This is a genomic window from Paenirhizobium selenitireducens ATCC BAA-1503 (assembly GCF_000518785.1).
Lineage (GTDB): Bacteria > Pseudomonadota > Alphaproteobacteria > Rhizobiales > Rhizobiaceae > Allorhizobium > Allorhizobium selenitireducens.
On sequence record NZ_JAEG01000009.1, the window covers coordinates 230,424 to 244,035 of the forward strand.

Annotated in this window: 13 protein-coding genes; 4 read left to right on the forward strand and 9 right to left on the reverse strand. The window is 60.8% G+C overall.

Annotation, left to right across the window (positions count from 1 at the left end; genetic code table 11):
• Positions 1–6: 6 nt before the first annotated feature.
• The 8 genes from L867_RS25305 to L867_RS0114460 form a co-directional block, all read right to left on the reverse strand.
• Positions 7–708, reverse strand: a complete 702-nt coding sequence (locus L867_RS25305; protein ID WP_169734078.1) for a bacteriorhodopsin — start codon at positions 706–708, stop codon at positions 7–9.
• A gap of 48 nt (positions 709–756) precedes the next feature.
• Positions 757–2,118 carry an ABC transporter permease gene (locus tag L867_RS0114430; protein ID WP_232363933.1) on the reverse strand — a complete coding sequence of 454 codons (1,362 nt, stop codon included), beginning with the start codon at positions 2,116–2,118 and terminating at the stop codon, positions 757–759.
• Positions 2,118–3,509, reverse strand: a complete 1,392-nt coding sequence (locus L867_RS26915; RefSeq protein ID WP_084638565.1) for an ABC transporter permease — start codon at positions 3,507–3,509, stop codon at positions 2,118–2,120. The genes L867_RS0114430 and L867_RS26915 overlap by 1 nt, the downstream gene beginning before the upstream one ends.
• Positions 3,506–5,335 (reverse strand): sugar ABC transporter ATP-binding protein, encoded by a 1,830-nt coding sequence (locus tag L867_RS25315; RefSeq protein ID WP_084638566.1) that lies wholly within the window; start codon positions 5,333–5,335, stop codon positions 3,506–3,508. The genes L867_RS26915 and L867_RS25315 overlap by 4 nt, the downstream gene beginning before the upstream one ends.
• 109 nt (positions 5,336–5,444) lie before the next feature.
• Positions 5,445–6,611 carry an ABC transporter substrate-binding protein gene (locus L867_RS0114445; protein WP_028737559.1) on the reverse strand — a complete coding sequence of 389 codons (1,167 nt, stop codon included), beginning with the start codon at positions 6,609–6,611 and terminating at the stop codon, positions 5,445–5,447.
• A 45-nt stretch (positions 6,612–6,656) separates the two neighbouring features.
• Positions 6,657–7,427 carry an AttM family quorum-quenching N-acyl homoserine lactonase gene (attM, locus tag L867_RS0114450; RefSeq protein ID WP_028737560.1) on the reverse strand — a complete coding sequence of 257 codons (771 nt, stop codon included), beginning with the start codon at positions 7,425–7,427 and terminating at the stop codon, positions 6,657–6,659.
• A 193-nt stretch (positions 7,428–7,620) separates the two neighbouring features.
• The gene (locus L867_RS0114455; protein ID WP_028737561.1) at positions 7,621–8,469 is read right to left on the reverse strand and encodes an alpha/beta fold hydrolase; all 849 of its coding nucleotides are present in this window, start codon (positions 8,467–8,469) and stop codon (positions 7,621–7,623) included.
• A gap of 30 nt (positions 8,470–8,499) precedes the next feature.
• Complete coding sequence (locus L867_RS0114460) at positions 8,500–8,889, reverse strand: hypothetical protein (protein ID WP_028737562.1); 390 nt, start codon at positions 8,887–8,889, stop codon at positions 8,500–8,502.
• 175 nt (positions 8,890–9,064) lie between these two features.
• Between L867_RS0114460 and L867_RS25320 the strand changes: the two genes are divergently transcribed.
• Both L867_RS25320 and L867_RS0114470 read left to right on the forward strand, forming a co-directional pair.
• Entirely contained in the window at positions 9,065–9,889 is an 825-nt protein-coding gene (locus L867_RS25320) for an IclR family transcriptional regulator (protein ID WP_051438987.1), read from the forward strand.
• A 137-nt stretch (positions 9,890–10,026) separates the two neighbouring features.
• On the forward strand, positions 10,027–10,896 hold the full coding sequence (locus tag L867_RS0114470; RefSeq protein ID WP_169734079.1) for an alpha/beta fold hydrolase: 870 nt from the start codon (positions 10,027–10,029) through the stop codon (positions 10,894–10,896).
• A 45-nt stretch (positions 10,897–10,941) separates the two neighbouring features.
• Here L867_RS0114470 and L867_RS25325 read toward each other — a convergent pair whose 3' ends face one another.
• Positions 10,942–11,727, reverse strand: a complete 786-nt coding sequence (locus L867_RS25325) for an IclR family transcriptional regulator (RefSeq protein ID WP_051438988.1) — start codon at positions 11,725–11,727, stop codon at positions 10,942–10,944.
• Between the two features lie 131 nt (positions 11,728–11,858).
• Between L867_RS25325 and L867_RS0114480 the strand changes: the two genes are divergently transcribed.
• Positions 11,859–12,701: an AraC family transcriptional regulator gene (locus L867_RS0114480; RefSeq protein ID WP_037173436.1), complete on the forward strand. Its 843-nt coding sequence runs from the start codon at positions 11,859–11,861 to the stop codon at positions 12,699–12,701.
• A 468-nt stretch (positions 12,702–13,169) separates the two neighbouring features.
• Entirely contained in the window at positions 13,170–13,598 is a 429-nt protein-coding gene (locus L867_RS0114485) for an RrF2 family transcriptional regulator (RefSeq protein WP_028737565.1), read from the forward strand.
• Positions 13,599–13,612: the final 14 nt, after the last annotated feature.

Below are 13,612 nucleotides of genomic sequence, written 5' to 3' on the forward strand. Positions count from 1 at the left end.
TGAAGTTCACGCATGCGCGTTCTCCTCGGTGACGAGAATGGCCGTCGTCAGGACCGCGACGCCAAAGGCCATTCGGTTGAGTATATCGGCCAGGTTGTAGGCCACCGACAGGCTGCCATCATCGGTCAAGCCGGCGAAAGCGGTCAGGAAATTGCCCAGCGGATAGATGGCCCAGCCGATCGTGACGATCAGCCTCAGCCAGAAATAGCCGCGGCGCAGGTGGTCACCCGTGGAAGTGCGCACCACATCGTCCATGTGGCCGAAGAAGAACTCTCCCAGCAGGTAGAGCCAGAAGACCAGCCCGATGAGGAAGGAGAGCGTGGGATGCATGATCTGCGCCTCGCCGAGATAGCGGACGAAGACCATCAGCACGGAAACCACCAGGAGGCGCCAGAACAATCCGGCTGACAGCTTGCCGGCCGTGCGAGCAAGGAAGAACAGCGCGACCACCTGCAACGGCATGGACACCAGCCAGCCCTCATAGTGGTAGACAACCGGCACGCCGTGGCCGGCAAGCCAGACATCGCGCGCCTCGTGGACAGCGCCTATGCCGACAAGCGCGGCGATGGCGCAGAGTGATACGGGTAGCCGCCAGTTGCGGCCGACCCAGGCCGTGCCAATCAGCAAAAGTACAGTGGTCGCGGCCAGGCCGAACAGGGCGATCGAGAAGCTCGCCGCAGTCAGGTCGGAAGTCTGATAGACCGCCATCGTCATTGTCTCCCTTCAAGGAAATCGTCGTGTCGCATTGCGTCCTCCTCAGATCTGCGTCCGGATGTGCGGCGACCGTGCATAGAGCGCCACCATGGGAAGAATGAGCAGGCCGAAGATGAACTGCTGCCATTTGAAATCGAGCCCGATGCCCACCAGGAAGCTCGAAAGCACCTGGAGCACGAGCACGCCGATTACGGTGAAACCGTATCCGCCGGCGCCGCCGAGCAACGAGGTGCCCCCGACCACGACTGCGGCAAGTGTGAGGAAAAGATACTGGTCGCCCACCCCGATGAAGCCGCCGCCGGACCAGCCAAGCAGCAGACCGCCGGTGAGCGCGGCAAAGAAGCCGGAGAGCGCGTACATGATCACCCAGTAGCGCATTTCCGAAATCATCACGCGGCTCGCCGAGGTGCGGTTCACACCCAGCGCATAGAGGTAGCGGCCATAGACGGTCGTTCTCAGCCCGATGATGAGAATGAGGGAAATCAGCGCCCAGATGGCGATTACCGGCGGGAAGGGCAGACCGAAGGTCGAGCCGTTCATGGCCGAGATATTGGAGAGCCACGGGGGAACCGTGCCGAACACGTTGCCGGAATAGGCAGAACCGATCGACGTGACGATCTGGACCCCGCCGGAGATGGCAAAGCCGGTGCCGAGCGTGACGATGAGTGCCTGACCCTGAAGACGATAACTCAGCAGCCCATTGATCACGCCGAAAATCAGGCCGGTGAGCAGCACGATCATCGTGGCAAGCCATGGCGGAACGCCAAGGCCGATCAGGTAGAGCAGGCCGACATTGGCACCGCCGATGATGAAGGGAATGGAAAGGTCAAGCCCGCCCAGCAGCGCGACCAGCGTCTGGCCAATCGATGCGATGCCAAGGAAGGAGGCGAAAAGCAGCATCGACTTGATGTTGTTACCGGAGGCAAACCCCTCGATGTTCATCGATCCCACGGAAAACAGGCCGGCGAGCACCATGATGCCGATGAAGGCTGACCGGTTCTGCTGGAATTGCCGACCGAGCGTCCGCGTCAGGACAAGGATGGCGAGCAGGATGGCGAGCGAGATGACATTCCAGATGCTGAAAAAGCCTTCGATCGACAAGGACAGCAAAAGGAAGGCGGCAAGCACCAGTGCCAGGCCGATGAGCGGCCAGCGATACTGCACCCATGCCTGGCGGAGCGGACCCGGTCCGTCCGGCATGACAGCTTCTCCTTCGAGGAACTGCCCGATGATATAGCGCCACGCCCAGACGAAAAGCGCGAGCGTCGCGATTGCTGACAGGATGACGACCTGTACCGCCATGCCCTGGGCAAAGCCGAAGCCAGCCCCCAGTCCTGCCAGGATAGTGCCGATGACCAGGCCGAGGATACGCGCGGGGAGGCTGATCTGTTGCAGCTTTTCCATCAGTCTACGGCCTCCGTGTCACGGGAACTGCTATTTTCATGAATGACATAGGTGCCGCCCAGAACCAGGGCCCCGATGATCACCGCAACGGCCGGACCGATGCTCTTGCGGCTCGACTGGCTGAGCGCGATTCTGAGGAACACGGCGATGATGACGAGAAGGATGGCAAAGAAGGCCAGCGGCGCCGCTTCCAGCAGCAATGCGAGCGTTTCGGGCGACAGGGTGGAGATTTCGAGCGGACCGGTCAGAGCGGCCTGCATGTCCATCGGCCCGGGCACGTAGGCGGGCGCCGCGCCAAGGCTCGCATAATCGAAGGTCGCGTGCAGGATGATGCCGAGCACCACCACCGAAAGGGCGACGAAGTAAAGCAGCGGCGAGAAGTTGCGGATGTAGCGCTGGATCACCGGAATGAGCAGCGTCAGCAACAGCGAGATGACCAGGATTGCGCCGTAGGCAAGGTTGGTCACGAAGCTCTGCACGGCTCCGAAGTTATAGGTCGAGAGGACATAGGTGATCATGTAGAGGTTAAGCGCGCCGAGCGCCGAGCCGAATACGCCGCCGCGTCCACCTGCAAGGGACGCCCCCCCGAGTACCAGCGCAGTCACCGCAATCAGCGTGTAGGTCGTGCCCTGCGACGGGTCCCCGGACGAGATCAGCGCCGTGAAACAGATCGAGGCCAGTCCGGCAAAGGCGCCGGAGATGAGGTGGGCGCCGATGCGCACCACGGTGATCGGCACGCCGGAGGTGTAGGCCGCGCGCTCGTCCGAGCCCATCAGCCGCAGATGCGTATAGAAGGCGGTGGTGGTGAACAGCAGCCAGGCAACCGTCGCCAGAATCAGGATGATCAGCACCGGCGAGAAGATCGAGGTGCCATAGCCCCATTCGGCCATGAAGGACGGCGCCATCCCGCCTGGGCGTGGCAAGATGACCAGGTTGATGCCTGACAGCGCGAGATAGCCGGACAACGAGACAATGATCGGCTGCACGCGGACATAAATGACGATCAGCGCGAAAATCAGCTGGTAGGCAGCGCCGACAGCCATGCAGTACAGGAAGACCGGAATGGGATTTTCCAGCATGCCGGCGGCCGTCAGTTGGATCATCGTGACGTTGATGAAACCGATCAGCGGGCCAACTGACAGATCGACCGTGCCGCGGCCGGAAATGGTCGATGCCATCAGCGCATAGGTGGCAAGGATCAGCGGTGTGACCACGATGATCGCTGCCCCGATGCCGGAGGCCGTCATCAGGGTTGGCGTACGCAGCACCGCGATGGACAGCAGGGCAAAGAACAGCGTGATCGGCATCAACAGGTAAGGATTGGACCGTGCCCCCTGCAAGTCGGCTTTTGCCGCTGCCTGCGGCGATGTCTCGGTAACGGGAAGGCTCATTGCCGCCCTCCTTCGATCCGTGCGCCATTCTCCCCGAACTCGACGATCCTGATCGGCTTGACGGATGGCGCAGCGTTCGGCCGAAGCCCTGGCCTGCCCGGCGAGACCGCCACGGCATCGTCCGCAGACCGTGGGGCAACCGTTGCCAGCACCTTGGGATTGAGATGATCGGGGACATTTACACGGGCACTCAGACCGTCCTCGAGAACCGGAGCGCTGCCCGATCCAGCCGATGCGGGCGCGCCGGGACGAAGACCGTACGAAGATGTCAGCCCCTGGCCGCCGGTATGGCCGAACATCGCTTCCAGCACACGCTTCGGCTCCAGTCCCTGTCCGTCGAAGGCATCGAAGGGCGCGCCATCGCGGAACACGATGACTCGTGTGGCAAAGCCGAGGAATTCCTCGATTTCGGACGAGAGATAGATGACCCCCCTGCCCTCTTCGGCGTAGGTGCGCAAGTGCTTGTAGAGCTCGGCCTTGGCGCCGACATCGATCCCGCGTGCCGGGTCATTGAGGATGATCACGTCGGGCCGCATGGCAAAGCCGCGCCCGATCAGCACCTTCTGCTGATTGCCGCCCGAAAGGGAGGTAATGCGATCTTCCTTCACGCCAAACTTGATCAGCAGATTTTCAGCTTCCCTTTTGAAAAGAACGGAAAGCGTCGAGCGGTCGATGAAGCCGAGAATGCCGCCACGTTTCTTCTCGCGATACAGCGGCATCACCAGGTTTTCGAAGATGGAAAGCGATGCGAAGATGCCCTCGCGCTTGCGGTCGCCGGAGACATAGGCGACCTTTCCCGCGACGGCTTCGGCAAGGGTGCGCACGGGCGACCAGGCACCATCACGGCCCGCCACCTGCACCAGTCCCTCGCTGGCAGCCATCACGCCAGCCAGGATGCGAACAAAGGCATCCTGGCCCTGCCCGTCGAGACCGGCGACACCGACAACCTCGCCGCGGCGCAGGTCGAAATCGAAGGGCTTCGAACCGGGCCAGACGACCAGTTTTCTCGCCTTCATGGCGCGTTCTGCCGTCTTCGGCACCGGCACTGCCGCCTGGCCATTCTTGTCCGAGCGATCCTCGCCGGTCATCAACCGGAGCAGGTTCTTCTCGGTAATGTCGGCCTTTTCCAGCACGCCGACATCGCGACCGTCACGAAACACGGTGGCACGATCGGAAATGCGGACAAGCTCGGCAATGCGATGGGTCACGATCAGGATCGTCGTTCCGCGGTCGCGCAAGGCGCGCATTCTGGAGAACAGCCGCTCGGTGGAGTCAAAATCAAGGGCCGCGGAGCTCTCGTCCAGGATCAGGATCTTTGGCTCGGAAAGAAGCGCGCGGGCAATCGTGATCCACTGCTTGAGCCCGAGCGGCAGCGTGCCGACCACGGCATGGGGGTCCACCGGCTCGCCGGACAGCTCTTCCATCAGCTCGGCCGCACGCGCCACCTTCCGCTCCTGCGAGAGCGTCTTGGTAAACAGCCGGTCCGATCCCATGAAAATGTTGTCGACAACCGAGCTTTCATCCGCGACCAGCACTTCCTGGTAAACGGTCGATATCCCGAGCGCCCGGCTCTCGGCCGGTGTGGAGGGCGTTTCTCCGAGGATGGAAACTGTTCCACTGTCTACGGGCAGTATGCCCGAGACGACCTTGGCCATGGTGCTCTTGCCGCAACCGTTTCCGCCAACGATGGCATGTATCTCACCAGCCCGGGCAGAAAAGGAAGCGCCATCGAGCGCCCGGGTCGGCCCGAAATACTTTTTCACGCCGCGCACCAGGATAGTCTCCCGGCCGGCAGGCTCTGCGATATCTGGGACGGAGAACGTCATGGATCTACCCATCTGGCCGGAGTGCGACCGATGAAACGAATGAACAGTCAGGGAAGGGGCGTCATTGGCGGGGTAGCCGCGCCACTGCGGCGCGACTACCCCGTCATTGTCAGGGCTTGTAGGCGCGAGGATCGGCCGGCCGCAGGAAGAAGTCGTCCAGGTAGGACGGATCGTAACCCCAGCCCTTGGCGCCGACCTTGAGCCATTCGGCGCTGTCGAGATTGCAGTTCTCGTCCATTACCTTGGTGAGATCGTCATAGGTGAGCTTCACCGGATCGACGAGGACCGACTGAATCTTCGGGCCCTGGCCTTGAAGCGTGCGCATCATGATGTGCCACATCAGCTGGATATCGTCGGCTGCAGGCCACAGCTGGTAGGAGGCGTTGATGTATTCCGGGTTCTTGCGCCAGTAGCACAGCGCACCGAGTTCCCCCCCGATCGCCACCGGAATTTCGCCACGGCCAGCCTGCTGAACGGCGCGCAGAACACCCATTTCAGCGGCGGACTGCACGACGATGCCGTCCAGCTTGCCGGGATTGGTGGCAAGCCATTTTTGCACTTCGCCCTGGGCCACCTGGTCGGTCCACATGCCGGCGACCGAGCCGACGACCTTGATGTCCGGCGACGATGCAAGACCGGCGAGAACGCCACGATTCTGGCTGTCGGAGCCCGAGGTGCCGGGAATGCCCTCGACGACGAGCACGTTGCCCTTGCCACCCAGCTGGTCAACCATGGCCTTGCCGATCTCGTAGCCGCCAACCTGATAGTTTACCGAGGAATTGATGGCGTATTCGGAGGTCAGGTAACCGGTCATCGAGAAGACCGGCACGCCCTTGTCGGCGGCATACTTGACCGACGCATTGAGGGCCGTCGGGTTGGAGCAGCACAGGATGATGGCATCGGCGCCCTGATCCACCAGCTGGCGGATCTGCTGGATCTGCGTGGAGTCGTTCAGGTTGGACTGCGTAACGATCACTTCAGAAAGAAGTCCGAGCTTCTGCCACTCCGGCACGATGACCTTCTGCAGCTCGTCCATGGCAGCCGCACGCCACGTATTGCCGGCATAGGAGGAGGCATAGCCGATCTTCCACGGCGGGCCCTTCTTCGCCTTGAAATCCCTCCACTTGCTCGGCCCGATGGGCTGCATCGGATCGAGCATTTCCTTGTTGTAGAGCCTCTTGGCCACATCGGGTTTCAACTCGTCGACGCCCTCGGCAAAGGCTCCGGTAGCGGCAACAGCGAACATCGCGGCCGTGCAGAGTATTCTCGTTAGCATTTCAACTCTCCTCCTAGTTGCAGTCTTGATCATTCAGTCATGCGTTTAGTCGTAGAAATCCTGCGGGGACTTGCGGAAACCGGGCCACGTCACCGGATCGTGGCCGGTGACCACCATGGCATTGGTGTCGTGCGCAATGCGCCGCAGCTTGGCCACGGAATCGGCGGCCTGTGCCGACGATACGACGAGCCCCGGAAGGGCCCTGTTCTCCCAGTGGTCCACCGTATAGGCCGCATCGATGGTCAACAGGATCGGGCCGCTCTCCGGCAGTGTGATCAGGAAGGACTGGTGCCCCGGCGAATGGCCCGGCGTGAAGATCATCCGCACCGTCCCGTCGCCGAACAGGTCGTAATTGTCGGTGAATTCGCCCCCCAGGAACTTCCAGTTCAGGCCCGGTCGATCGAAATCGGCGCGGATATAGGCGCCGGCCGAAAACCAGTGCGGCTTGAAGGCGTAGTCATATTCAATGCGCTGGACGATGTGCTGCGCTTTCGGGAAGCGCCCGATGGCGCCTGTATGATCGAGATGCAGATGCGACTGCACGACGTAACGAACATCCTGCGGATTGATGTCGATCATCTTCAACTGATCGACGCAGTTCTCCGAGACCGCCATCACGGGATCATAGGCATCCACGACCGAGCCCCAGTGGCCGCGCTTGTCGATGGCGGTTTCCACCGCATTGCCGCCATCGATAACGACAAGACCCTGCGGATGCCTGATCAGGAACCACGGCACGGGAATTTCGAAATCATCCTCGCCCTGGTTCATCTTGATGTACTTGGTCTTGGTCTTCAGGGTTCCCGTCTGGAACATGTGCAATTCGATCCCCGAAGACTTGCGCCGCGAGCGCGACGCCTCCTTCGGGGCCGGGGAGAAACTGGGGCGCGGTGCCAGCGACGAGGTGTTGGTTGGCCGCGAGGGGGACGAGGCATCGGTTTCGATGCGGCGCCCCTTGTCGTCGAATTCAATGATCTTCATCGTTCAATACCCGCTTTCGGAATCGGCTTCAGGTGCGCGCTTCAACAAGACGAAGCGCCTCTTTCAAATAGACTGCGAAGAGCGGATAGTTTTCGGACATCGGGAAGTGACCGATGTCCTCCATCTCGATGTAGATGCCACCGGGAATTTGGCGGGCGGTGTTTTCGGTGGCTTCCGGCGGCGTCAGGTAGTCGTAGGTTCCAGTCATCATGATAACGGGGCACCGCTTCGTATCGATATTGCCGAGCTTGCCCCTGAGATCATGGTCGATCGAGTAGAAGAACAGGTCGCCTTTGAAGACCTCGGAACCCTGGGTGTAATAGTGCCATGTCAGCCAGCGATCCATGTCCGGGCTCTGCGGAGCCATGAGGTCCCACACGCCGCTGGCGCAGACCTGCGCCGCGTTGGCATGGGGATGCCGCCACCAGTCCAGATAGAAGCCAGGCGCGTGTTCCGCCGCCTCGACGGGAATGACCGCGCGGAACTTGTCCGGGTGATGAAGCGCCAGTTGCAGGGCCACGTTGCCACCAAAGCTTGATCCCATGAAGATGGGACGGTCGAGCTCGAGCGCATCGCAAAGCGTGATGATGAAGTTCATGTAGTGGCGCGCGGTCAGCGTATACTCTTCCTTCCACCACTCCCGATTGAGTGGCGGGTCAGTCTTTCCATGCCGCGCCAGGTCATAGGCGATGACGTCGTAGCGGTCCGTGATCGTCTCGTCCTCGAGAAGGCCGCGCCATTGGTGGTTATGGCAACCGGCCGTATGCTGACAGACAAGCGGGATGCCCGTGCCGTTCCTGAGGTAGAAAACCTTGTATTCGTAGCCGTCCACATCGATTGTGACGTAACGGCCTATAACGGGTGAGTGCTTCGCCATTCCGGATTTCCTATAAGTGATGGGACGTCATCAGACCGGCACGCCGACCTTGCGAAGCAGCTCGAACTGGACGGTGAAGTTGCGCAGATTCTGGAACATCGCGAGAAGATTGCCTTCGATCTTCAGGTCGCGACGAAAGCTCGCCGACCAGATGCCGTGATACATCGGCTCCGGAACAGGCTTGGCGAACTCACGCCATGTGGCGGGGCTCGCTCTCAATGCAAAATCATAGGAATCAAGTGGTTGCGGATCCGTGTTGATGCGGTAGACCTTACCGTCCACCATCTCCACGATCACCTTCTGGACCCCCATGTCCCACAGATAGCTGCACGTGAAATACCGCGCCATGGCACCGATCGTCGGGTCCCGGTCCGAGGCCTCGCCGAAACGGACCGCCCAGTCGCGCACGCTCATGACCATGCCTAAAGCCTCCACCGCTGTTCCATTCTGCTCGAAGCACCGGCATAGGCGCTTTCCGCATTTCAATCTATGTTCAGTATCTTGAACACTTTTCAGTGGACGGGACGCTAATCGCCATAATATATAGATGTCAAGAAAAAAAGCAGTTCCTCGTTGAAAGCTTCCGGATCTCTTCATGGCCACCAGCGACAGCAAGCAGCAACAGACGCCTGCACTGGAAAAGGGCGCCCGCATCCTTGATCTCGTTGCGAGATCAAGGGGCTTTCTCAGCCTCTCGGATCTCTCGCGGGAGTTGAAGATCGCCCCATCCAGCGTCCACTCGCTCTGCCACACGCTGGTCGGGCTGGAGCTGCTCATCAGGCGCACCGACCAGACATTCCAGCTCGGGCCGCATGTGATGCGCTGGTCGAACGCCTTCACCCTGCAATCCGACGTGGCCACCGAGTTTGCCGCGATCTGGGATCACGAACCGGCCCTTCCCCGCGCAACATTCACGCTGACGGTCCAAGACGGCACCGAAGTGGTCTATATCGCGGCACGCAATTGGGAGGGGTTCCGCACTGCGATCGAGTTTCGCGTGGGCATGCGCCTGCCCGCCGCCTTCACGGCGACGGGGAAAGCGTTTCTCAGCCACATGAGCGACCATGAAATCCGCCGCCTCTTCGCCGATGGCCTGCCGGCGGCAAGAACCGTCCGGAGCGTGCAGAATGTGGACGCGCTGCTGCTGGAATTGCGCGACATCCGCCGCGATGGCTACAGCTGCGACGAAGAGCAGATTGCTGACGGCATGGTGTGTTTCGGAGCGACCGTGCTGGACGCACAGCACCGGCCGATCGCCGGAGTTGCCGTCAGTCTCGCTTCTGATTCCGACGCCATGGCCGATCGTGCATCGATCATTGCAAACGTGCTGGGGATGGCGGCCCGCCTCTCCCATCGCATGGGCGCCGATATCGCCCGGTCCGGCGAGACGACCGCCAGGCTGCGCCGGGATCCATTCTAAAAAATGAGATTCTTTGGTAAGTTCCAGCAGGGCTGAGGCCTTATCAGCTACCTCTCATGGTGACATGATCCCCCACGGGAAGGCGCAAGGTCGGCATGACGACGCGACCGCGCAAGCCCGGCCTTGGGAGGGGATCAATGCTGCACTTCAGTCAGGACAGATGTTCGAATGCTGCGCGGATGACGAAACTGCCGGCCTCGCGGAGACGGCTTGTCAAGACCGACGCGGGGGTCTTGGACGTGCTGGATATCGGTAGCGGACAGACGCACGCTATCATTCTCATCACGCACGGGCTCGGCAGCCTGGAGTCGTTCCAGGAAGTCGCGGAAGGGCTGGAAACGAGATTTCCAGGCAAGCGCATCATTGCCTATTCACGCCCCGGCCGCGGTCGCAGCGAGGGTCCGAACCGGCTCGAGCCCGCCGACTACCTCTCCTTCGAAGCTTGCCTGACCATTCCGGCAATCATGCGTGCGCTGGGCCTCGTCTCCGCCGATTTCGTAGCCCACAGCGACGGCGCGGCAGTTGCCATGCTGTTTGCCTGCATGACACCCTGGATGGTCAACCGAATTGTTGCCATCGCTCCGCAGGTCTGTGCCGATCCGCAGTATGTCGCATCGACCGCGGCTCTACGCGCGGCTCAGAATCTGCCCGAGGCGCTCGAACGACTTGGAGCGACCCACCTCGATCCAGCGCTGGCCGTGCATTATTGGACCATGGCCCGGTTGGCCCTTTGCGCCAACCCCGATTATGTCCTCGACCGCCTCCAGAAGCTGAATGCACCTCTCCTGCTGATCCAGGGCCTGAAGGACGATCTTGGCGCTCCTCAGCAGATGTCCGCCATTTCTGCGCGCGTGCCGGGCCAGATGAACTGGGTGATCCTTCGCCAGGATGGCCACTACCCGCAGCATGACAGCACCGACGTGGTGCTGGACATGATTTCCGGACACCTGAAGCAGCCAGTAGCAAATATCCGAACGGAGCGCCTCCTGGCGCATGCAGCAATCTGAATGGCAGATCAGCGTTCTTTCCAATCCGCCCGCCGCATCGGGGTCTCAGCCGACCACCTCGGCTCCAAGCCGCTGCGAAAGCCGGGATGCAACACTGCATACATTGGCGGAGAAAGCTGCACGGTCATCCGCCGACAGATCTTCGGAATCCACGCTGATCAAGACCGCAGCAACCGGGCGGTTGAGCGAGTTGACGACTGCGGCGGCGAAATTCGTGACGCCACGCTGACATTGGCCAATCTCGACAGCAACGCCCTCGATCCTGATCTGGCGAAGCTCGGAACCGAGCGCTTCTACCCCCGCCACCGAATTTTCCGTAAGTGCCTCGGGGAAGCGCGCATTGAAGACCCTTTGGACCTCGTGATCTGGCCAACGCGCCAGGATCGCCTTGCCGGCAGCGCAGAAGGCGGCAGGCAAACGCATTCCGGGCCTGACGGCAAAGCGCGCCAGGGCGTTGGTCTGGCGGGCGGCGATGAACACCACGTCGACGTCGTCCAGAATACACAGGGAGACGACGGAATCGCTGACCTCCCCGGATTGATCCCAAATCGCCGCGAACTCCACCGCGATATCGGTCTGCCGCTCGAAAGCGTTGGACCATTTCACGATATGCGGACCCAGAACGAAAGTCTGGTCCGGACGGCGGATGAGCAAGCCGAGCTGCGCCAGGGTGGTGCAAAGCCCATGCACGGTACTCTTGGGAAGCGCGGTTGCACGCGCGAGGTCGGAAACGGTGGGATACCGTTTGGCACCGGAAACGATGTCCAGGATGATAGACGCCCTTTCCACCGCAGGAACCAGCTTCTGCCGCAGGGTCTCCTCTTCGCCCAACTGGTTCCTCCCGGATCGCTTGTCACTGTCGATATCCTATCACTTCACCCATCGGGCAAGTCAATTCGCCTTGACCGCACTTGCCTTGGTCGAGCTCTTTTTCAAACCGGGAATCTTGCTATAGTGACATCATGACGGCAGCTGTACGTGTCATGTTGGGTAGTTTTGGCCGGGTTGCGCTCGTCGAACTGGGGCATTGCCTGGTACGACATGCGCATCCCCATTACCATATGCTGTTCAAGGTGGCCGGCGCGGATACCAATTTCATTGTCGATGACAAGCTGACCCCCCTGACGGATGGCTCCGCTGTACTCGTCGATGCGTGGCGCCCGCACGAATTCGTCTACCGTCCCGGACAGCCTTCGACGCAGATCCTCGCACTCTACATGGATTCCGATTGGCTGGCCTCACTCGGCGCCGATAGCGGCGAAACAAACCCGCTGCATTTCTTCAGATCCGCTGCAGGTCACGTTTCCCAGTCCAGTCATCGCATCCTAATGGCGATCGTGGAATGCATGAATGGCACCTCACCTTCGAAGGCCGATACCGAATTTCTCCTGAGCCAGCTGGTGCTCTCCATTCTTTTTCAGCCTTCATGGTCGGACAATGCCCCGTCGCAAGCTGGAAGGCTCAACCTCGTCGACTGGCGCATTCGCAAGGCTGTCAAATACCTTCAGCACAGTCACGGCGACTTCGAAACGATCGCGGACGTCATTGCGGAAATGGGCATGAGCCGGGCGAATTTCTTTCGCCAGTTCAAAGCCTGCACCGGCATGTCCCCGGGCCTGTTCCAGAACGTGGTTCGCCTTGAGCAAGCCATCCGGCTTACGATCGATTCCCAGGACAGCTTGAGCGCTGCGGCAAGCAGTCTCGGCTTCTCAGATCCCGCTCATTTCAGCCGCTTCTTCCGGAACCACACTGCCGTCTCTCCACGGCTCTACCGACAGGGTGCATCCGATCTATTGGCACGTTAGGCTCTGCCATCCGCCGACCGCCATCAGCTTGATGAAGGATGCCGGCCCTTGACCGGGCGAGACACGCACGGCGCTGATCCATTCGGATGTTGTGACCCATTTCGCGCGGCCCTCAAAGTGCAACCGGCCAGTCTCCTGAACCAGCCGAACTGCGTGTCTTTGCGGGAGAGATCCAGCCCAACCTGCTGTTTCATTGTGATGTCCTCCCCTTCTCAGCGGGAACAGAGTGCCGTCGTCGGGGTGACCGGGATATGCCGGCAGCAATTGCGTCGCCATGCAGAGACGCCAGACAGGGCGCCCTGCCCGGCGTAGGCGTCAATCCCGACCCGGCCAGCCGAATTGCCGCGAACGCCATCCGAACACGCGGGGCTTTCAAGGCCTCCATGGATTGACAAATCGAATATAAGAAACGATATGAATCGCTTGCGCCCCTGATTGTACAGGGTTTGCTTTTCTGCGGCCCCTACGATGCAACTCACACAGTTCTCTGACTACGCACTTCGTCTCATGATGGTTGTCGCTTGCAAGAAGGGCGAACTCATCACGATAGAAGAGGCCGCAGTTACTTACGGCATTTCTCGCGCACACCTGATGAAGGTCGCTCAATTGCTTGTAAGGCAGGGTTTCCTGATCTCGGTTCGCGGGCGTTCAGGCGGCTTGACACTTTCGAGGCCGCCGGCAAGCATTTTGATCGGTGACATCGTGCGGGCGACCGAAACCGATTTCGCGATGGTCGAATGCATGCAGCGCGGCAATCGCTGCAAGATCACGCCGGCGTGCCGCTTGCGCGGGATTCTTGGCGATGCCGTTGCCGCCTTCCTGAACGTGTTGGATCGCTTTAGTCTTGAGGACTTGCTCCTGTCGCCTGAGGATTTCGGATTTCCTGCTGCGGCTTGAGACGTGATGGGCTG

What these genes read in the sequence shown, in the direction of transcription:
- L867_RS25305 (WP_169734078.1), bottom strand. Translation starts at nt 708, where the DNA reads ATGGCGGTCTATCAGACTTCCGACCTGACTGCGGCGAGCTTCTCGATC.
- L867_RS0114430 (WP_232363933.1), bottom strand. Translation starts at nt 2,118, where the DNA reads ATGGAAAAGCTGCAACAGATCAGCCTCCCCGCGCGTATCCTCGGCCTG.
- L867_RS26915 (WP_084638565.1), bottom strand. Translation starts at nt 3,509, where the DNA reads ATGAGCCTTCCCGTTACCGAGACATCGCCGCAGGCAGCGGCAAAAGCC.
- L867_RS25315 (WP_084638566.1), bottom strand. Translation starts at nt 5,335, where the DNA reads ATGACGTTCTCCGTCCCAGATATCGCAGAGCCTGCCGGCCGGGAGACT.
- L867_RS0114445 (WP_028737559.1), bottom strand. Translation starts at nt 6,611, where the DNA reads ATGCTAACGAGAATACTCTGCACGGCCGCGATGTTCGCTGTTGCCGCT.
- attM (WP_028737560.1), bottom strand. Translation starts at nt 7,427, where the DNA reads ATGTTCCAGACGGGAACCCTGAAGACCAAGACCAAGTACATCAAGATG.
- L867_RS0114455 (WP_028737561.1), bottom strand. Translation starts at nt 8,469, where the DNA reads ATGGCGAAGCACTCACCCGTTATAGGCCGTTACGTCACAATCGATGTG.
- L867_RS0114460 (WP_028737562.1), bottom strand. Translation starts at nt 8,889, where the DNA reads ATGGTCATGAGCGTGCGCGACTGGGCGGTCCGTTTCGGCGAGGCCTCG.
- L867_RS25320 (WP_051438987.1), top strand. Translation starts at nt 9,065, where the DNA reads ATGGCCACCAGCGACAGCAAGCAGCAACAGACGCCTGCACTGGAAAAG.
- L867_RS0114470 (WP_169734079.1), top strand. Translation starts at nt 10,027, where the DNA reads ATGCTGCACTTCAGTCAGGACAGATGTTCGAATGCTGCGCGGATGACG.
- L867_RS0114480 (WP_037173436.1), top strand. Translation starts at nt 11,859, where the DNA reads ATGACGGCAGCTGTACGTGTCATGTTGGGTAGTTTTGGCCGGGTTGCG.
- L867_RS0114485 (WP_028737565.1), top strand. Translation starts at nt 13,170, where the DNA reads ATGCAACTCACACAGTTCTCTGACTACGCACTTCGTCTCATGATGGTT.